This window comes from Streptomyces sp. Tu 3180, from assembly GCF_009852415.1.
GTDB lineage: Bacteria > Actinomycetota > Actinomycetes > Streptomycetales > Streptomycetaceae > Streptomyces.
The window spans coordinates 4,912,765-4,931,849 of record NZ_WOXS01000002.1; the positions used below are offsets into that span (position 1 = coordinate 4,912,765).

Genomic DNA, 19,085 nt, shown 5'->3' on the forward strand with positions numbered 1-19,085 from the left:
CCGAACCGGCCCGCGAGGAAGGAGTCCCGTCATGCCCACCCTGCCCTGGACCGTCCCGAACACCCCGCCGCCCCACACCGAGGTGCACGTCTTCGCCTCCCGCTTCGAGACCCGCACCCTGTGGGGAGCCCTGCGGTTCTTCCTGAAGACGCCCGGGGTGTGGCGGCAGGTGAGCAGGGCCCCCGGCGCCTACGGGGCGTCCCTGAAGGCGCAGCCGCTGCGGCGCACCTTCTGGACCCTCTCCGCCTGGGAGTCCCCGGAGGCCCTCCGCGCCTTCGCCCGCTCCGGCCCGCACGGACCCGCGTCCCGGAGCCTCGCCCGGCAGATGCGGGAGGCGAAGTTCGCCGGCTGGACGGCGAAGAGCGACGACCTCCCCGTCGACTGGGCCGAGGCCGTACGGCGCCTCGGCTGAGCGCACGCGCGCGTGCGAGCCGCCGTGTGCGCCCGCGCGCGTGAGGACCGCGACCCCCGCACGCACGCCCCCGCCCCCGCCGGTCCCGCCCGGCGGGGGCCTTAGTCTTGAGCGCGTGCAGGAACTCCACGACGCCCCCCTCGCCCCGCTGACCACCTTCCGGCTGGGCGGCCCCGCCACCCGCCTGGTCACCGCGACGACCGACGACGAGGTGATCGCCGCGGTCCGCGAGGCCGACGACGGCGGTACGCCCCTGCTGGTCATCGGCGGCGGCTCGAACCTGGTCATCGGCGACAAGGGCTTCGACGGCACCGCGCTCGTCATCGCCACCCGGGGCTTCGCCCTGGACGGCACGCGCCTGGAACTCGTGGCCGGAGAGGTGTGGACCGACGCCGTCGCCCGCACCGTGGAGGCGGGGCTGGCCGGCGTCGAGTGCCTGGCGGGCATCCCCGGCTCGGCGGGCGCGACCCCGATCCAGAACGTCGGCGCGTACGGGCAGGAGGTCTCCTCCACCATCACCGAGGTCGTCGCCTACGATCGCCGGGCCCGCGAGACGGTCACCCTCACGAACGAGGAGTGCGCCTTCTCCTACCGCCACAGCCGCTTCAAGGCCGACCCCGAGCGCTACGTCGTCCTGCGCGTCCGCTTCGACCTGGAGGACGCCGGCGGCCTCTCCGGTCCCCTCCGGTACGCCGAGACGGCCCGCGCCCTCGGCGTCGAACCGGGCGAGCGCGTCCCCCTGGCCACGGCCCGCGAGACGGTCCTGAAGCTCCGTGCCGGAAAGGGCATGGTCCTGGACCCCGAGGACCACGACACCTGGTCGGCCGGCTCCTTCTTCACCAACCCGATCCTCGACGACGAGGAGTTCGCGGCCTTCCGGGCGCGCGTGCGGCAGCGACTGGGCGCCGACGCCGAGCCCCCCGCGTACCCGGCGGGGGAGGGCCGCACCAAGACCTCCGCGGCCTGGCTGATCGACAAGGCGGGCTTCACCAAGGGCTACGGCGACGGCCCGGCCCGCATCTCCACCAAGCACACCCTCGCCCTCACCAACCGGGGCGACGCGACCACCGAGGACCTGCTGGCGCTCGCCCGCGAGGTCGTGGCCGGGGTGCGCGAGGCCTTCGGCGTCACCCTGGTCAACGAGCCGGTGACCGTCGGCGTGAGCCTCTGAGCCTCTGAGCGTCCGGGTCTTTGAGTCCCTGAGCCTTTGAGTGTCCGAGCCTCCGAGCGGCCCCGGGCGCCCGGGCTCAGTAGGCCACGCCCACGCCCTGCTTCACGGTCGCCGCGTCCCCGATCATCGCCAGCATCGCGTGCGCCACATCGGCCCGGCCCACGAAGTTGCCCCGCGCCACGGACCCCCCGACGACCGTCCGGTACACCCCGCTGACCGGCTTGTCCTGAAGGCGCGGCGGCCGTACGACCGTCCAGTCCGTGGCGCTGCGGGCCACCGCGGCCTCCATCTCGCGCAGGTCGGCGTAGATGTCCCGGAACACCGCCGAGACGACACCGCGCACGGTCCGGTCCAGCAGTCCCGCGCCCTCCGGCTCCGGACCGACCGGGGCGGCGCTCACCACGAGCAGCCGCCGCGTGGCCTCCGCCTCCATGGCGCCGAGCACGGTCCGGGTCAGCCGGGCCGCCACCCCGGCGTCCCTGCGGCTGCGGGCGCCGAGCCCGGACAGCACGGCGTCCCGGCCCGCGACCGCGGGGCGCACGGCCTCCGGATCGGTCAGGTCCGCGCGGAACACCTCCAGGGCGTCGCCGGTGACGGTCAGCCGCGCCGGGTCCCGTACGACCGCCGTGACCCGGTGCCCCGAGGCCAGTGCCTGGCGCACGATCTCCTGCCCGATGCCTCCCGTGGCGCCGAAAACAGTGAGGTCCATGACGTGCTCCCGTCCCTCGACAGGGGGTGGGTGAGTGTTTACTCACTCCTGACTCCTCTAGGGTGAGTAAGTACTCACCCACCCGTCAAGTCCAGTGGGAGCGACCATGACATCCCTGGGGGCCGCGCAGCACGGACAGCCCGAGGAGCCGCCGGCCCCCGGGCCCGCCCGCGAACGCATCCTCGACGCCGCCCACCGGCTCATGCTCACCGTGGGACTCGCCCGCGCCACCACCAAGGAGATCGCCAGGGCGGCGGGCTGTTCCGAGGCCGCGCTCTACAAGCACTTCACCGGCAAGGAGGAGCTGTTCATCCGCGTCCTCACGGAGCGGCTGCCGCGGCTGAACCCGCTGCTGAGCAGCCTCGTGGCCGAGCCCGGGCGGGGCACCCTGGAGGACAACCTCACCGAGATCGCCCGCCAGGCCGCCCTCTTCTACGAGCAGAGCTTCCCGATCGCCGCGTCCCTGTACGCCGAGACCCAGCTCAAGCGCCGGCACGACGACGCCGTGCGGGCCATGGGGTCCGGACCGCACCTGCCCATCGAGTCCCTGGCGGCCTACCTCCGCGCGGAACGCGACCTCGGCCGCGTCTCCCCGGACGCGGACACCTTCGCCGCCGCGTCCCTGCTCCTCGGCGCCTGCGCCCAGCGGGCGTTCGCCTACGACATGTCCGACGCCGGCCGCCCGCCGGCGGACGCCTTCGCGGCACGGCTGGTCCGCACCCTCCTGGCCGGCATCGCGCCCTGACCGGGGAAGGGGCGACGGCTCACTCCACCGGCGCCGCCAGCCACTCGTCCACCCCCGCCAGCAGCTTCGCCCTCACGTCCTGGGGTGCCGCCGACCCCCGCACCGACTGCCGGGCCAGCTCCGCCAGCTCGGCGTCCGTGAACCCGTGGTGGAGCCGCGCGATCTCGTACTGCGCCGCCAGCCGCGAGCCGAACAGCAGGGGGTCGTCCGCCCCCAGCGCCAGCGGCACGCCCGCCTCGAACAGCGTCCGCAGCGGCACGTCCCCGGGCTTCTCGTACACGCCCAGCGCCACGTTCGACGCCGGGCACACCTCGCACGTCACCTGGCGGTCCGCGAGCCGCCGCAGCAGCCGCGGATCCTCCGCCGCCCGCACGCCGTGCCCGATGCGGTCCGCCTCCAGGTCGTCCAGGCAGTCGCGCACCGACGCCGGCCCCGTCAGCTCGCCGCCGTGCGGCGCCGACAGCAGACCGCCCTCGCGCGCGATCGCGAACGCCCGGTCGAAGTCGCGGGCCATCCCGCGCCGCTCGTCGTTGGAGAGGCCGAACCCCACGACCCCCCGGTCCGCGTACCGCACCGCCAGCCGGGCCAGCGTGCGCGCGTCCAGCGGATGCTTCATCCGGTTGGCGGCCACCAGCACCCGCATCCCGATCCCGGTCTCCCGGGCCGCCGACTCCACCGCGTCCAGGATGATCTCCAGCGCCGGGATCAGCCCGCCCAGCCGGGGCGCGTACGACGTCGGGTCCACCTGGATCTCCAGCCAGCCGGAGCCGTCCCGCAGTTCCTCCTCCGCCGCCTCCCGCACCAGCCGCTGGATGTCCTCGGGCTCCCTGAGGCACGAGCGCGCGGCGTCGTACAGCCGCTGGAAGCGGAACCAGCCGCGCTCGTCCGTGGCCCGCAGTCTCGGCGGCTCCCCGCTGGTCAGCGCGTCGGTCAGGGCCTCGGGCAGGCGCACGCCGTACTTGTCGGCCAGTTCCAGCAGGGTGGCGGGCCGCATGGACCCGGTGAAGTGCAGGTGCAGATGGGCTTTCGGCAGCGCGGAGACATCACGTACACGTTCCATTGCAGGATCCTGCCGCACGTCCCCGCCGTCCCGGTAGCGCTTTCCCCTTTCGTGGTCTTGCCCGCACGAACGAACGGGGCGCCCGGGAGGACCCCGGACGCCCCGCGGCGGAACGACGACGTCAGTCCCGCGCCTCCGCCAGCAGCTTCTGGATCCGGCTCACGCCCTCGACGAGGTCCTCGTCGCCCAGCGCGTACGACAGCCGCAGGTACCCCGGCGTGCCGAACGCCTCACCGGGCACCACCGCGACCTCGGCCTCCTCCAGGATGAGCGCGGCCAGCTCCACCGAGTCCTGCGGCCGCCTGCCCCGGATCTCCTTGCCGATCAGCGCCTTCACCGAGGGGTAGGCGTAGAACGCGCCCTCGGGCTCCGGGCAGACCACGCCGTCGATCTCGTTGAGCATCCGGACGATGGTCCGGCGGCGCCGGTCGAAGGCCTCGCGCATCTTCGCGACCGCGTCCAGGCCGCCGGAGACGGCGGCGAGGGCGGCCACCTGGGCGACGTTGGAGACGTTCGAGGTGGCGTGCGACTGGAGGTTGGTCGCGGCCTTCACCACGTCCCTCGGGCCGACGATCCAGCCGACCCGCCAGCCCGTCATCGCGTACGTCTTCGCCACGCCGTTGACCACGATGCACTTGTCGCGCAGCTCGGGCAGGAGCGCGGGCAGGGACACGGACACGGCGTCGCCGTAGACCAGGTGCTCGTAGATCTCGTCGGTCAGCACCCACAGGCCGTGCTCGACGGCCCAGCGGCCGATCGCCTCGGTCTCGGCCTCGCCGTAGACCGCGCCGGTCGGGTTCGACGGGGAGACGAAGAGGACGACCTTCGTCTTCTCGGTGCGGGCCGCCTCCAGCTGCTCCACGCTCACGCGGTAGCCGGTGGTCTCGTCGGCGACCACCTCGACCGGGACACCGCCGGCCAGCCGGATCGACTCCGGGTACGTCGTCCAGTACGGGGCGGGCACGATGACCTCGTCGCCCGGGTCGAGGATCGCGGCGAAGGCCTCGTAGATGGCCTGCTTGCCCCCGTTGGTGACCAGGATCTGGGAGGGGTCCACCTCGTAACCGGAGTCGCGCAGCGTCTTCGCGGCGATCGCGGCCTTGAGCTCGGGCAGGCCGCCGGCCGGCGTGTAGCGGTGGAACTTGGGGTTCTTGCAGGCCTCGATCGCGGCCTCGACGATGTAGTCCGGCGTCGGGAAGTCGGGCTCACCGGCGCCGAAGCCGATCACCGGTCGCCCGGCGGCCTTGAGGGCCTTGGCCTTGGCGTCCACGGCGAGGGTGGCGGACTCGGAGATCGCGCCGACTCGGGCGGAGACCCGGCGCTCGGTGGGAGGGGTTGCAGCGCTCATGAGTCCATCGTTTCAGACCGGAAACCCACGCGGCACGGGGGTTTCACCCACTGAACAGGATCGGGCAAACCCCTGAACACCAGTCCGGATCGACCCGCCGGTGAGCCGCCGGACAGGGCGGACTTCCGCCGATCCTCCGGTGGCGGGGCCCCTCGCCGGAGCTTTCTGTTCGACGCCCGGCCCAGGACCACGTACACTCTCACCTCGTTGGCCTTCAACGGCCCGCGCTCATCGGGTGTACACCGAGCACCCGCCGGGATGCGGTACGTTGGGGGACGCACAAAGGGTCGTAGCTCAATTGGTAGAGCACTGGTCTCCAAAACCAGCGGTTGGGGGTTCAAGTCCCTCCGGCCCTGCTACACACACCTTCGCCAGGATGTGTGCGCATGTACGTACAGCAATGCACCGCCGTGCGGCTCAGACCGGGCGCGGCACGGCCACGACCCGGAATCAGGTGAGGACGAGTGACGGACGCCGTGGGCTCCATCGACATGCCTGATGCCCAGGACGAGGCGCCGGACTCCAAGAAGAAGGCCCGCAAGGGCGGCAAGCGCGCCAAGAAGGGCCCGCTGAAGCGCCTCGCGCTCTTCTACCGCCAGATCGTCGCGGAGCTCCGCAAGGTTGTCTGGCCGACCCGCAACCAGCTGACGTCGTACACGACGGCCGTGATCATCTTCGTGGTCATCATGATCGGCCTGGTCACTTTGATCGACTATGGTCTCGGTCACGCCGCCAAGTACGTCTTCGGCTGATCCGCGAGCGAAGAGCGCCGAGGTACCCGGCGCTCCTTTTCGCATGTTCCACCCCTTGTATCCAGGAAGAAGCAGCCACCGTGTCTGACCCGAACGTGAACGACGCCGTCGAGCCTCGCGGCGACGGGGCCGAGTCCGCCGAGGAGGCGCTCGACGCCGTCGCGGGCGCGGACACCGAGGACACCGAGGTCTTCGCGGAGACCGAGGCTGCCGACACCACCGAGGACGACGCCGCCGAGGCCGAGGACGAGGTCGCGGAGGCCGAGGCCGAGGACGCCGCCGAGACCGAGGAAGCGGCCGAGGAGGACGACCGGGACCCGGTCGAGAAGCTCCGCGAGGAACTGCGGACGCTGCCCGGCGAGTGGTACGTCATCCACACGTACGCGGGTTACGAGAACCGGGTGAAGACCAACCTGGAGCAGCGCGCCGTCTCGCTGAACGTCGAGGACTACATCTTCCAGGCCGAGGTGCCGCAGGAGGAGGTCGTCCAGATCAAGAACGGCGACCGCAAGACGATCAAGCAGAACAAGCTCCCGGGTTACGTCCTGGTCCGCATGGACCTGACGAACGAGTCCTGGGGCGTCGTCCGCAACACCCCCGGTGTCACCGGCTTCGTGGGCAACGCCTACGACCCGTACCCGCTGACGCTGGACGAGATCGTCAAGATGCTCGCCCCGGAGGCCGAGGAGAAGGCCGCCCGCGAGGCCGCCGAGGCCGAGGGCAAGCCGGCTCCGCAGCGCAAGGTCGAGGTCCAGGTGCTGGACTTCGAGGTCGGCGACTCGGTCACCGTCACCGACGGCCCGTTCGCCACGCTCCAGGCGACCATCAACGAGATCAACCCCGACTCCAAGAAGGTCAAGGGCCTGGTGGAGATCTTCGGCCGCGAGACGCCGGTCGAGCTCTCCTTCGACCAGATCCAGAAGAACTGACCCTCGGGCCGGATCCTCTGGAGCCACGCTTCCGGGCAGGTCAGGTGAACGCTCCGGCGTCCGCCTGACCTGCCCGGTTTTTGGCCGCGCATACGTACCCGTTATCGTTGTGCGGTATGCCTGCGTCCGGGTTGTCCCCCTGACGCGGGCAGGACCCGAATCGAAAGGACCCGGAGAGCCATGCCTCCCAAGAAGAAGAAGGTCACGGGGCTCATCAAGCTCCAGATCCAGGCCGGTGCCGCGAACCCGGCCCCGCCGGTCGGCCCCGCGCTGGGCCAGCACGGCGTCAACATCATGGAGTTCTGCAAGGCCTACAACGCCGCGACCGAGTCGCAGCGCGGTTGGGTCATCCCGGTGGAGATCACGGTCTACGAGGACCGTTCCTTCACCTTCGTCACCAAGACCCCCCCGGCCGCCAAGATGATCCTCAAGGCCGCGGGCGTGGAGAAGGGCTCCGGCGAGCCGCACAAGACCAAGGTCGCGAAGATCACCCGCGAGCAGGTCCGCGAGATCGCCACCACCAAGATGCCCGACCTCAACGCCAACGACCTGGACGCCGCCGAGAAGATCATCGCCGGCACCGCCCGTTCCATGGGCGTCACGGTCGAGGGCTGACCCCCACCCCCGTAAGCCAAGCAGAAGTGTGGAAGGGCCGGCTCGGCCCGGACCACGACTCCTAAGAATCCACAGGAGCTTTAAGTGAGCAAGCGCAGCAAGTCTCTCCGCGCTGCGGACGCCAAGATCGACCGGGAGAAGCTGTACGCCCCGCTCGAGGCCGTCCGTCTCGCCAAGGAGACCTCCACGACCAAGTTCGACGGCACCGTCGAGGTCGCCTTCCGCCTGGGTGTCGACCCGCGCAAGGCCGACCAGATGGTCCGTGGCACCGTGAACCTCCCGCACGGCACCGGTAAGACCGCCCGGGTCCTGGTCTTCGCGACCGGTGACCGTGCCGAGGCCGCGCGTGCCGCGGGCGCCGACATCGTCGGCGCCGACGAGCTGATCGACGAGGTGTCGAAGGGCCGTCTGGACTTCGACGCCGTCGTCGCCACCCCGGACCTCATGGGCAAGGTCGGCCGCCTCGGCCGCGTGCTCGGTCCCCGTGGTCTGATGCCGAACCCGAAGACCGGCACCGTGACCCCGGACGTCGCCAAGGCTGTCAACGACATCAAGGGCGGCAAGATCGAGTTCCGCGTCGACAAGCACTCGAACCTGCACTTCATCATCGGCAAGACGTCGTTCGACGACACCAAGCTGGTGGAGAACTACGGCGCCGCGCTGGAGGAGATCCTCCGTCTGAAGCCGTCCGCCGCCAAGGGCCGCTACATCAAGAAGGCCGCCATCACCACCACGATGGGCCCCGGCATCCCGGTCGACCCGAACCGCACCCGCAACCTCCTCGTCGAGGAGGACCCGGCCGCGGTCTGAGCCGGCCGGACCGGCCCGCCGGTCCGTACAACCGCTGAACCCGTCCCTGCGTCTCAGAAGGCGCGGGGACGGGTTTTTTCGTACGCCAGTGTCAGCCGGGTGCGTTACCGTTCAGCTGATTCACAGGTACAACAACACCGAAACAACCAGGGGTGGGATTCATGGGCATGTCCGCATGGAAGCGCGCGGGTGTCTCCCTGACGGCCGTGGCCGTCGTCGCGGGTGTCGCGGGCTGTCAGGACGGCGACGGGGGCGGGAAGAAGAAGGCCGCCGACTCGGCGGAGTCCCAGATCCAGACGCAGAACCAGATGACCGAGGTGCTCCAGGCCGCCTTCAAGAAGACCTCGGAGGCCAAGTCCTCCAAGGTCCGGATGACCATGTCGATGCCGGCCTCCGCGGAGGGCGGCGGCACCATGGAGATCTCCGGCGTGCAGGGCTGGGACCCGGCCGTCATGGACGTCACCATGAAGGGTTCCGCGCTCACCGAGGGCGACCCGGATGCTCCCGAGCAGGTCCGCATGATCATGCTCGACAACGTCATGTACATGGACATGGGCGCGAAGCAGGCCGCCGAGATGGACGGCAAGCGCTGGATGAAGATGGACTTCGCCGCCATCGCCGAGGCGTCCGGTGACGCGGAGATGCAGAAGCAGATGACCGGCGGCCTGGAGAACATGAACCAGGACCCGGCCCAGCAGCTCGCCCTGCTGCTCGAGTCGCCGAACCTGAAGCACGTCGGCCCGGAGAAGGTCGACGGCGTCCGGACGCAGCACTACAAGGGCACGCTGAGCTTCGAGGAGATGCTCGACGCCAACAAGGCCGCCGACGGCCTGCTCTCCGAGAAGGAGCGCCAGGACCTGATCGCCAACGTCGAGAAGGCGGGCCTGAAGGGCTACGACACCCAGGTCTGGGTCAACGAGGACAACTACCCGGTCAAGATGGTCGTCGGCATGAAGATGCCCCAGGGCACCATGAACATGACGGCCCACTACTCCGACTACGGCGCCAAGGCCGAGGTCCAGGCCCCGCCGGCGGGGGAGACGCTCGACCTCATGGAGATGATGCAGGAGCTGGAGGGCATGGGCTCCGAGTCCGAGGCCGGTCTCAGCTCCTGACGCTCCCGGCGCCTGCGGAGCACACGCTCGGCCGATTTGCCTGACGCCGATCCGTTCCCGTACTCTTCCACAGAAGCCAAAGACCGCTGGTCGTTGCCGCGCGCTCGCGAGAGGGCGCGGTGGCCGAAGGATCCGCTGAACTGCGGACGACCCGCGCAGGTGACAGTGGAAGAGTTCCCGGATCTCGCCGCCGAGTGCGCGTGAGAGAACCGGTTGAGCCTCGCCCCGTGCGCCTGCGCCCGGGGCGTTTCGTTTTCCCCAGTCCTCCTTCGGGTCCGCGCGGTCCGAATCACCCGGAAGGAGGCCGAGGCTCTATGGCGAGGCCCGACAAGGCTGCCGCGGTTGCCGAGCTGACGGACAAGTTCCGCAGCTCCAACGCCGCCGTGCTGACCGAGTACCGCGGTCTCACCGTGGCGCAGCTGAAGACGCTGCGCCGTTCGCTCGGTGAGAACGCCCAGTACGCCGTGGTGAAGAACACGCTGACCAAGATTGCGGCCAACGAGGCCGGGATCACGCTGGACGACCAGCTCTTCGCTGGTCCGACGGCGGTCGCCTTCGTCACCGGTGACCCGGTGGAGTCGGCGAAGGGTCTTCGTGACTTCGCCAAGGACAACCCGAATCTCGTCATCAAGGGCGGTGTCCTTGACGGCAAGGCGCTCTCCGCCGACGAGATCAAGAAGCTTGCGGACCTCGAGTCCCGCGAGGTTCTGCTCTCCAAGCTGGCCGGTGCCCTGAAGGGCAAGCAGTCGCAGGCTGCCTCTGTCTTCCAGGCGCTGCCGTCGAAGCTCGTCCGCACCGTGGACGCGCTCCGTGCCAAGCAGGACGAGCAGGGCGGTGCCGAGTAATTCGGCTCGCTTTCCGATCCTCGCCGCGTGAGGTGAGGGTCGATGCGGGCCCGACGTACGCCCGCCTTACCCAGTACATCCGGCACCTGCCGATTTAGTGGAAGGACCGCCATCATGGCGAAGCTCACCCAGGACGAGCTGCTGGCCCAGTTCGAGGAGATGACCCTCATCGAGCTCTCCGAGTTCGTGAAGGCCTTCGAGGAGAAGTTCGACGTCACCGCCGCCGCGGCCGCCCCGGTCGTCGTCGCCGGTGGTGCCGCCGGTGGCGCCGCCGCCGAGGCCGTCGAGGAGAAGGACGAGTTCGACGTCATCCTCACCGGTGCCGGCGACAAGAAGATCCAGGTCATCAAGGTCGTGCGCGAGCTCACCTCCCTGGGCCTCAAGGAGGCCAAGGACCTGGTCGACGGCACCCCGAAGCCGGTCCTCGAGAAGGTCAACAAGGAAGCCGCCGACAAGGCCGCCGAGGCCCTCAAGGGCGCCGGCGCCTCCGTCGAGGTCAAGTAAGACCTTCCGGGCCCGTCAGGACCCACCGCACGTCCCGCTGGGCGTGTAACGCGCAAGCGCCGAGGAGCGATCATCCATCCGGGTGGTCGCTCCTCGGCGTATCCGGGGTCCGGCGGCGGCTGCCTTGCACCCGGGACGGCGGGGGGTATGGTGATCTTCGTCGTGCCCCACGGGCCACGAGGACTCACCTGGTGGCAGGCGGTTCGGGCAAGGAGGGCCTTGACGAACCGCACGCGGCGCGCAATTCTCAGGACGCGTCGTCACAAGGATCCGAATCCGAGGCATGGATCGACGGCAAAGAGGGCAGTATCACCGTGCGTTGAGGGCAGCGCCTTGTCGCAGGAGTTGAGAACAACGAGGGCCTCCATTGGTCTCGAAAACCCGCACTGGACATCAGTGTGCCAAGTGGCTACACTGACCCTTTGCGCTGCCTGTTAGCTGTCCCCTGCCCGTCACCAGGGGCATGCCCTCACTCGAGCACAGACGACTAGATCATCTCCGACCTGGGATTTCTGTCTCTGCGCACAGTGGGGGGCCGGTACGCGCGTAGTGAGTCCGAGCCCTCGGAAGGACCCCCTCTTGGCCGCCTCGCGCAACGCCTCGACCGCGAATACGAACAACGGCGCCAGCACCGCCCCGCTGCGCATCTCCTTTGCAAAGATCAAGGAGCCTCTCGAGGTTCCCAACCTGCTCGCGCTGCAGACCGAGAGCTTCGACTGGCTGCTCGGCAACACGGCCTGGCAGAGTCGGGTCGAGGAGGCTCTCGAGAACGGTCAGGACGTCCCCACCAAGTCCGGGCTCGAGGAGATCTTCGAGGAGATCTCCCCGATCGAGGACTTCTCCGGGTCGATGTCGCTGACCTTCCGCGACCACCGCTTCGAGCCGCCGAAGAACTCCATCGACGAGTGCAAGGAGCGCGACTTCACGTACGCCGCCCCGCTCTTCGTCACCGCCGAGTTCACCAACAACGAGACCGGCGAGATCAAGTCCCAGACCGTCTTCATGGGCGACTTCCCGCTCATGACGAACAAGGGCACCTTCGTCATCAACGGCACCGAGCGTGTCGTGGTGTCGCAGCTGGTCCGTTCCCCGGGTGTCTACTTCGACTCCAGCATCGACAAGACCTCCGACAAGGACATCTTCTCCGCCAAGATCATCCCGTCCCGGGGTGCCTGGCTGGAGATGGAGATCGACAAGCGCGACATGGTCGGTGTCCGCATCGACCGCAAGCGCAAGCAGTCCGTCACCGTCCTCCTGAAGGCGCTCGGCTGGACCACCGAGCAGATCCTCGAGGAGTTCGGCGAGTACGAGTCCATGCGCGCCACCCTGGAGAAGGACCACACCCAGGGCCAGGACGACGCGCTGCTCGACATCTACCGCAAGCTGCGCCCGGGCGAGCCCCCCACGCGTGAGGCCGCGCAGACGCTGCTCGAGAACCTCTACTTCAACCCCAAGCGCTACGACCTGGCCAAGGTCGGCCGCTACAAGGTCAACAAGAAGCTGGGTGCGGACGCCCCGCTGGACGCGGGCATCCTGACCGTCGAGGACATCATCTCGACGATCAAGTACCTGGTGAAGCTGCACGCGGGCGAGACCGAGACGGTCGGCGACAGCGGTCAGACGATCGTCGTCGAGACCGACGACATCGACCACTTCGGCAACCGCCGTCTGCGCAGCGTCGGCGAGCTCATCCAGAACCAGGTCCGCACGGGTCTGGCGCGCATGGAGCGCGTCGTGCGCGAGCGCATGACCACGCAGGACGTCGAGGCGATCACGCCGCAGACCCTGATCAACATCCGGCCGGTCGTCGCCTCCATCAAGGAGTTCTTCGGCACCAGCCAGCTGTCCCAGTTCATGGACCAGAACAACCCGCTGTCCGGGCTGACGCACAAGCGTCGTCTGTCCGCGCTCGGCCCGGGTGGTCTCTCCCGTGAGCGGGCCGGCTTCGAGGTCCGTGACGTGCACCCCTCGCACTACGGCCGCATGTGCCCGATCGAGACCCCCGAAGGCCCGAACATCGGTCTGATCGGCTCGCTGGCCTCCTACGGCCGGGTCAACGCGTTCGGCTTCATCGAGACGCCGTACCGCAAGGTGGTCGACGGCCAGGTCACCGACGAGGTCGACTACCTGACCGCCGACGAGGAGGACCGCTTCGTCATCGCGCAGGCCAACGCGCCGCTCACCGACGAACTGCGGTTCGCCGAGGCCCGCGTGCTGGTCCGCCGCAAGGGCGGCGAGGTCGACTACGTCGGCCCCGAGGACGTGGACTACATGGACGTCTCGCCGCGCCAGATGGTGTCGGTCGCGACCGCCATGATCCCCTTCCTCGAGCACGACGACGCCAACCGTGCCCTGATGGGCGCGAACATGATGCGCCAGGCCGTGCCGCTGATCAAGTCCGAGTCCCCGCTCGTCGGCACCGGCATGGAGTACCGCTCCGCCGTCGACGCCGGCGACGTGGTCAAGGCCGAGAAGGCGGGTGTGGTCCAGGAGGTCTCCGCGGACTACATCACCACCGCCAACGACGACGGCACGTACATCACGTACCGCCTGGCCAAGTTCGCCCGCTCCAACCAGGGCACCTCGGTCAACCAGAAGGTCATCGTCAACGAGGGCGACCGCGTCGTCGAGGGCCAGGTCCTCGCCGACGGTCCGGCCACCCAGAACGGCGAGATGGCGCTCGGCAAGAACCTGCTGGTCGCGTTCATGCCGTGGGAGGGTCACAACTACGAGGACGCGATCATCCTGTCGCAGCGCCTCGTGCAGGACGACGTCCTCTCCTCGATCCACATCGAGGAGCACGAGGTCGACGCCCGTGACACCAAGCTCGGCCCCGAGGAGATCACCCGGGACATCCCGAACGTCTCCGAGGAGGTCCTCGCCGACCTCGACGAGCGCGGCATCATCCGCATCGGCGCCGAGGTCATCGCCGGCGACATCCTGGTCGGCAAGGTCACGCCCAAGGGCGAGACCGAGCTGACCCCCGAGGAGCGCCTGCTCCGCGCGATCTTCGGTGAGAAGGCCCGTGAGGTCCGTGACACCTCGCTGAAGGTGCCGCACGGCGAGACCGGCAAGGTCATCGGCGTGCGCGTCTTCGACCGCGAGGAGGGCGACGAGCTTCCCCCCGGTGTGAACCAGCTGGTGCGCGTCTACGTCGCGCAGAAGCGCAAGATCACCGACGGTGACAAGCTCGCCGGCCGCCACGGCAACAAGGGCGTCATCTCCAAGATCCTGCCCATCGAGGACATGCCGTTCCTCGAGGACGGGACCCCGGTCGACATCATCCTCAACCCGCTGGGCGTGCCGTCCCGAATGAACCCGGGACAGGTCCTGGAGATCCACCTCGGCTGGCTCGCCAGCCGCGGCTGGGACGTCTCCGGCCTCGCGGAGGAGTGGGCCCAGCGCCTCCAGGCCATCGGCGCCGACAAGGTCGAGCCCGGCACCAACGTCGCCACCCCGGTCTTCGACGGTGCGCGTGAGGACGAGCTCGCGGGTCTGCTCCAGCACACCATCCCGAACCGCGACGGCGAGCGCATGGTGCTCCCGACCGGCAAGGCGCGGCTGTTCGACGGCCGTAGCGGTGAGCCGTTCCCGGACCCGATCTCGGTCGGCTACATGTACATCCTGAAGCTGCACCACCTGGTCGACGACAAGCTGCACGCCCGTTCGACCGGTCCGTACTCCATGATCACCCAGCAGCCGCTGGGTGGTAAGGCTCAGTTCGGTGGCCAGCGGTTCGGCGAGATGGAGGTGTGGGCACTCGAGGCGTACGGCGCCGCCTACGCGCTCCAGGAGCTGCTGACCATCAAGTCCGACGACGTCACCGGCCGCGTGAAGGTCTACGAGGCCATCGTCAAGGGCGAGAACATCCCCGAGCCCGGCATCCCCGAGTCCTTCAAGGTGCTCATCAAGGAGATGCAGTCCCTGTGCCTGAACGTGGAGGTGCTGTCCAGCGACGGTATGTCCATCGAGATGCGTGACACCGACGAGGACGTCTTCCGCGCTGCGGAGGAGCTCGGCATCGACCTGTCCCGGCGCGAGCCGAGCAGCGTCGAAGAGGTCTGACGGGAGTCCGGCGGACCGTGAACCACCACGGTCCGCCGGCCCCAGGACCCCCGTTTCAGACCCCAAGACTTACGACCCTGAGAGGGATTGACGCATAGTGCTCGACGTCAACTTCTTCGACGAGCTCCGGATCGGCCTGGCCACCGCTGACGACATCCGTCAGTGGAGCCACGGCGAGGTCAAGAAGCCCGAGACCATCAACTACCGCACCCTCAAGCCCGAGAAGGACGGACTCTTCTGCGAGAAGATCTTCGGTCCGACCCGGGACTGGGAGTGCTACTGCGGCAAGTACAAGCGCGTCCGCTTCAAGGGCATCATCTGTGAGCGCTGTGGCGTGGAGGTCACGCGCGCCAAGGTGCGCCGTGAGCGGATGGGCCACATCGAGCTGGCCGCGCCCGTCACGCACATCTGGTACTTCAAGGGCGTCCCGTCGCGCCTGGGTTACCTGCTCGACCTCGCTCCGAAGGACCTGGAGAAGGTCATCTACTTCGCGGCGTACATGATCACGTACGTCGACGAGGAGCGCCGCACCCGCGACCTGCCCTCGCTGGAGGCCCACGTCTCCGTCGAGCGCCAGCAGATCGAGAACCGCCGCGACGCCGATCTCGAGGCCCGCGCCAAGAAGCTCGAGTCCGACCTGGCCGAGCTCGAGTCCGAGGGCGCCAAGGCCGACGTGCGCCGCAAGGTGCGCGAGGGTGCCGAGCGTGAGATGAAGCAGCTGCGCGACCGCGCGCAGCGCGAGATCGACCGCCTCGACGAGGTGTGGAGCCGGTTCAAGAACCTCAAGGTCCAGGACCTCGAGGGCGACGAGCTGCTCTACCGCGAGCTGCGCGACCGCTTCGGCACGTACTTCGACGGCTCGATGGGTGCCGCGGCGCTGCAGAAGCGCCTGGAGTCCTTCGACCTCGAGGAGGAGGCCGAGAAGCTCCGCGAGATCATCCGCACCGGCAAGGGCCAGAAGAAGACCCGTGCGCTCAAGCGCCTGAAGGTCGTCTCCGCGTTCCTGCAGACGTCCAACAGCCCCAAGGGCATGGTGCTGGACTGCGTGCCGGTCATCCCGCCGGACCTGCGTCCGATGGTGCAGCTGGACGGTGGCCGCTTCGCGACCTCCGACCTGAACGACCTGTACCGCCGTGTCATCAACCGCAACAACCGCCTGAAGCGGCTTCTCGACCTCGGCGCGCCCGAGATCATCGTGAACAACGAGAAGCGCATGCTCCAGGAGGCCGTCGACGCCCTCTTCGACAACGGTCGTCGTGGCCGCCCGGTGACGGGCCCCGGCAACCGTCCGCTGAAGTCGCTGTCCGACATGCTCAAGGGCAAGCAGGGCCGCTTCCGCCAGAACCTGCTCGGCAAGCGCGTGGACTACTCCGCGCGTTCCGTGATCGTCGTCGGTCCGCAGCTGAAGCTGCACCAGTGCGGTCTGCCGAAGGCGATGGCGCTGGAGCTGTTCAAGCCGTTCGTGATGAAGCGCCTGGTCGACCTGAACCACGCGCAGAACATCAAGAGCGCCAAGCGCATGGTCGAGCGCGGCCGCACGGTCGTGTACGACGTGCTGGAAGAGGTCATCGCGGAGCACCCGGTTCTGCTGAACCGTGCGCCCACGCTGCACCGCCTCGGCATCCAGGCCTTCGAGCCGCAGCTGGTCGAGGGCAAGGCCATCCAGATCCACCCGCTCGTGTGCACCGCGTTCAACGCGGACTTCGACGGTGACCAGATGGCCGTGCACCTGCCGCTGTCCGCGGAGGCGCAGGCCGAGGCCCGCATCCTGATGCTGTCCTCGAACAACATCCTCAAGCCGGCCGACGGCCGTCCGGTGACGATGCCGACCCAGGACATGGTCCTCGGTCTGTTCTTCCTCACCACCGACGGCGAGATGCGCGACCTCAAGGGCGAGGGCCGTTCCTTCGCCTCGGTCGCGGAGGCGATCATGGCCTTCGACGCGGGCGAGCTGTCGCTCCAGTCGAAGATCGACGTCCGCTTCCCGGTCGGCACCATCCCGCCGCGCGGCTGGACCCCGCCGGCGCGCGAGGAGGGCGAGCCCGAGTGGCAGCAGGGTGACAGCTTCCGGCTGAACACCACCCTGGGCCGCGCGCTCTTCAACGAGCTGCTGCCCGAGGACTACCCGTTCGTCGACTACGAGGTCGGCAAGAAGCAGCTCTCCGAGATCGTCAACGACCTCGCCGAGCGCTACCCGAAGGTCATCGTGGCGGCGACGCTCGACAACCTGAAGGCGGCCGGCTTCTACTGGGCCACCCGTTCCGGCGTCACCGTCGCCATCTCCGACGTCGTCGTCCCCGAGGCGAAGAAGGAGATCGTCAAGGGCTACGAGGCGCAGGACGAGAAGGTCCAGAAGCAGTACGAGCGCGGTCTGATCACCAAGGACGAGCGCACGCAGGAGCTCATCGCGATCTGGACCAAGGCGACCAACGAGGTCGCCGAGGCGATGAACGACAACTTCCCGAAGACCAACCCGATCTTCATGATGGTGAACTCGGGTGCACGAGGCAACATGATGCAGATGCGTCAGATCGCCGGTATGCGTGGTCTGGTGTCGAACGCGAAGAACGAGACGATCCCGCGTCCGATCAAGGCGTCGTTCCGTGAGGGCCTGTCCGTGCTGGAGTACTTCATCTCCACGCACGGTGCCCGTAAGGGTCTGGCGGACACCGCCCTGCGGACCGCCGACTCGGGTTACCTCACCCGTCGTCTGGTCGACGTCTCCCAGGACGTCATCATCCGCGAGGAGGACTGCGGCACCGAGCGCGGTCTGCGCCTCAAGATCGCCGACCGCGGCGCCGACGGCGTGCTGCGCAAGGCGGAGGACGTCGAGACGTCCGTGTACGCGCGCTGCCTCGCCGAGGACATCGTGGTCGACGGCCAGGTGCTGGCCCCGGCCGGCACCGACCTGGGCGACGTCCTCATCGAGGAGCTCGTCTCCCGCGGCGTCGAGGAGGTCAAGACCCGCTCGGTCCTGACCTGCGAGTCCGCCGTCGGCACCTGCGCGATGTGCTACGGCCGTTCGCTGGCCACCGGCAAGCTGGTCGACATCGGTGAGGCGGTCGGCATCATCGCCGCCCAGTCCATCGGTGAGCCCGGCACCCAGCTGACGATGCGTACCTTCCACACCGGTGGTGTGGCCGGTGACGACATCACCCAGGGTCTGCCGCGTGTCGTCGAGCTCTTCGAGGCCCGTACCCCGAAGGGTGTCGCCCCGATCTCCGAGGCCTCCGGCCGCGTGCGGATCGAGGAGACCGAGAAGACCAAGAAGATCGTCATCACGCCGGACGACGGCAGCGACGAGACGGCCTACCCGATCTCCAAGCGCGCCCGTCTCCTGGTCAGCGAGGGCGAGCACGTCGAGGTGGGCCAGAAGCTCACCGTGGGTGCCACCAACCCGCACGACGTGCTGCGCATCCTGGGCCAGCGCGCCGTCCAGGTCCACCTGGTCGGCGAGGTCCAGAAGGTCTACAACTCGCAGGGTGTGTCGATCCACGACAAGCACATCGAGATCATCATCCGGCAGATGCTCCGCCGGGTGACGATCATCGAGTCCGGCGACGCCGAGCTGCTGCCCGGCGAGCTGGTCGAGCGCTCGAAGTTCGAGACCGAGAACCGTCGTGTGGTCCAGGAGGGCGGTCACCCGGCCTCCGGCCGTCCGCAGCTCATGGGTATCACCAAGGCCTCGCTGGCGACCGAGTCCTGGCTGTCGGCGGCGTCCTTCCAGGAGACGACCAGGGTCCTCACGGACGCGGCGATCAACGCCAAGTCCGACTCCCTGATCGGCCTCAAGGAGAACGTCATCATCGGTAAGCTCATCCCGGCCGGTACGGGCCTGTCCCGCTACCGCAACATCCGGGTCGAGCCGACCGAGGAGGCCAAGGCCGCGATGTACTCGGCCGTCGGCTACGACGACATCGACTACTCGCCGTTCGGCACCGGCTCCGGCCAGGCCGTTCCGCTGGAGGACTACGACTACGGTCCGTACAACCAGTAAGCGAGCAG

General features: G+C 68.8%; 15 protein-coding genes and 1 tRNA gene. 13 read left to right on the forward strand and 3 right to left on the reverse strand.

Annotated elements, in window-relative coordinates; translation table 11 throughout:
- Positions 1-31: 31 nt before the first annotated feature.
- Both GL259_RS23170 and GL259_RS23175 read left to right on the forward strand, forming a co-directional pair.
- Positions 32-412 (forward strand): DUF3291 domain-containing protein, encoded by a 381-nt coding sequence (locus GL259_RS23170; RefSeq protein WP_159535273.1) that lies wholly within the window; start codon positions 32-34, stop codon positions 410-412.
- 115 nt (positions 413-527) lie between these two features.
- Positions 528-1,583, forward strand: coding sequence for a UDP-N-acetylmuramate dehydrogenase (locus GL259_RS23175; RefSeq protein ID WP_159535274.1), 1,056 nt, complete (start codon positions 528-530; stop codon positions 1,581-1,583).
- Positions 1,584-1,659: 76 nt separating this feature from the next.
- Here the strand turns inward: GL259_RS23175 and GL259_RS23180 are convergent, their stop codons facing one another.
- Positions 1,660-2,292: an NAD(P)H-binding protein gene (locus GL259_RS23180; RefSeq protein WP_159535275.1), complete on the reverse strand. Its 633-nt coding sequence runs from the start codon at positions 2,290-2,292 to the stop codon at positions 1,660-1,662.
- A 106-nt stretch (positions 2,293-2,398) separates the two neighbouring features.
- Between GL259_RS23180 and GL259_RS23185 the strand changes: the two genes are divergently transcribed.
- The gene (locus GL259_RS23185) at positions 2,399-3,037 is read left to right on the forward strand and encodes a TetR/AcrR family transcriptional regulator (protein WP_159535276.1); all 639 of its coding nucleotides are present in this window, start codon (positions 2,399-2,401) and stop codon (positions 3,035-3,037) included.
- Between the two features lie 19 nt (positions 3,038-3,056).
- On the opposite strand, the gene GL259_RS23190 is transcribed toward GL259_RS23185, so the two are convergent.
- Together GL259_RS23190 and GL259_RS23195 are read right to left on the reverse strand one after the other, a co-directional pair.
- Entirely contained in the window at positions 3,057-4,097 is a 1,041-nt protein-coding gene (locus GL259_RS23190) for an adenosine deaminase (protein ID WP_159535277.1), read from the reverse strand.
- A 121-nt stretch (positions 4,098-4,218) separates the two neighbouring features.
- Complete coding sequence (locus GL259_RS23195) at positions 4,219-5,445, reverse strand: pyridoxal phosphate-dependent aminotransferase (protein ID WP_159535278.1); 1,227 nt, start codon at positions 5,443-5,445, stop codon at positions 4,219-4,221.
- A 283-nt stretch (positions 5,446-5,728) separates the two neighbouring features.
- Here GL259_RS23195 and GL259_RS23200 point away from each other — a divergent pair.
- The 10 genes from GL259_RS23200 to GL259_RS23245 all read left to right on the forward strand — a co-directional run bounded on the left by GL259_RS23200 (position 5,729) and on the right by GL259_RS23245 (position 19,077).
- A tRNA-Trp gene (locus GL259_RS23200) sits at positions 5,729-5,801 on the forward strand.
- Positions 5,802-5,909: 108 nt separating this feature from the next.
- Positions 5,910-6,197, forward strand: a complete 288-nt coding sequence (secE, locus tag GL259_RS23205) for a preprotein translocase subunit SecE (protein ID WP_159535279.1) — start codon at positions 5,910-5,912, stop codon at positions 6,195-6,197.
- Between the two features lie 80 nt (positions 6,198-6,277).
- Positions 6,278-7,126, forward strand: a complete 849-nt coding sequence (gene nusG / locus GL259_RS23210; protein ID WP_159535280.1) for a transcription termination/antitermination protein NusG — start codon at positions 6,278-6,280, stop codon at positions 7,124-7,126.
- 180 nt (positions 7,127-7,306) lie between these two features.
- The gene (gene rplK, locus GL259_RS23215) at positions 7,307-7,741 is read left to right on the forward strand and encodes a 50S ribosomal protein L11 (RefSeq protein WP_073940577.1); all 435 of its coding nucleotides are present in this window, start codon (positions 7,307-7,309) and stop codon (positions 7,739-7,741) included.
- Between the two features lie 84 nt (positions 7,742-7,825).
- Positions 7,826-8,551, forward strand: coding sequence for a 50S ribosomal protein L1 (gene rplA, locus GL259_RS23220; protein WP_159535281.1), 726 nt, complete (start codon positions 7,826-7,828; stop codon positions 8,549-8,551).
- Positions 8,552-8,712: 161 nt separating this feature from the next.
- A complete protein-coding gene (locus GL259_RS23225; RefSeq protein WP_159535282.1) occupies positions 8,713-9,666 on the forward strand; it encodes a hypothetical protein in 954 nt (317 codons plus the stop codon).
- Between the two features lie 314 nt (positions 9,667-9,980).
- Positions 9,981-10,511, forward strand: a complete 531-nt coding sequence (gene rplJ, locus GL259_RS23230; RefSeq protein ID WP_159535283.1) for a 50S ribosomal protein L10 — start codon at positions 9,981-9,983, stop codon at positions 10,509-10,511.
- Between the two features lie 114 nt (positions 10,512-10,625).
- A complete protein-coding gene (rplL, locus tag GL259_RS23235) occupies positions 10,626-11,015 on the forward strand; it encodes a 50S ribosomal protein L7/L12 (RefSeq protein WP_159535284.1) in 390 nt (129 codons plus the stop codon).
- 579 nt (positions 11,016-11,594) lie between these two features.
- The gene (gene rpoB, locus GL259_RS23240; RefSeq protein WP_159535285.1) at positions 11,595-15,080 is read left to right on the forward strand and encodes a DNA-directed RNA polymerase subunit beta; all 3,486 of its coding nucleotides are present in this window, start codon (positions 11,595-11,597) and stop codon (positions 15,078-15,080) included.
- Between the two features lie 97 nt (positions 15,081-15,177).
- The gene (locus tag GL259_RS23245; protein WP_159535286.1) at positions 15,178-19,077 is read left to right on the forward strand and encodes a DNA-directed RNA polymerase subunit beta'; all 3,900 of its coding nucleotides are present in this window, start codon (positions 15,178-15,180) and stop codon (positions 19,075-19,077) included.
- Positions 19,078-19,085: the final 8 nt, after the last annotated feature.

Coding starts and splice junctions, on each gene's coding strand:
- GL259_RS23170 (WP_159535273.1), top strand. CDS start 32: ATGCCCACCCTGCCCTGGACCGTCCCGAACACCCCGCCGCCCCACACC.
- GL259_RS23180 (WP_159535275.1), bottom strand. CDS start 2,292: ATGGACCTCACTGTTTTCGGCGCCACGGGAGGCATCGGGCAGGAGATC.
- GL259_RS23185 (WP_159535276.1), top strand. CDS start 2,399: ATGACATCCCTGGGGGCCGCGCAGCACGGACAGCCCGAGGAGCCGCCG.
- GL259_RS23190 (WP_159535277.1), bottom strand. CDS start 4,097: ATGGAACGTGTACGTGATGTCTCCGCGCTGCCGAAAGCCCATCTGCAC.
- GL259_RS23195 (WP_159535278.1), bottom strand. CDS start 5,445: ATGAGCGCTGCAACCCCTCCCACCGAGCGCCGGGTCTCCGCCCGAGTC.
- rplK (WP_073940577.1), top strand. CDS start 7,307: ATGCCTCCCAAGAAGAAGAAGGTCACGGGGCTCATCAAGCTCCAGATC.
- GL259_RS23225 (WP_159535282.1), top strand. CDS start 8,713: ATGGGCATGTCCGCATGGAAGCGCGCGGGTGTCTCCCTGACGGCCGTG.
- rplJ (WP_159535283.1), top strand. CDS start 9,981: ATGGCGAGGCCCGACAAGGCTGCCGCGGTTGCCGAGCTGACGGACAAG.
- rplL (WP_159535284.1), top strand. CDS start 10,626: ATGGCGAAGCTCACCCAGGACGAGCTGCTGGCCCAGTTCGAGGAGATG.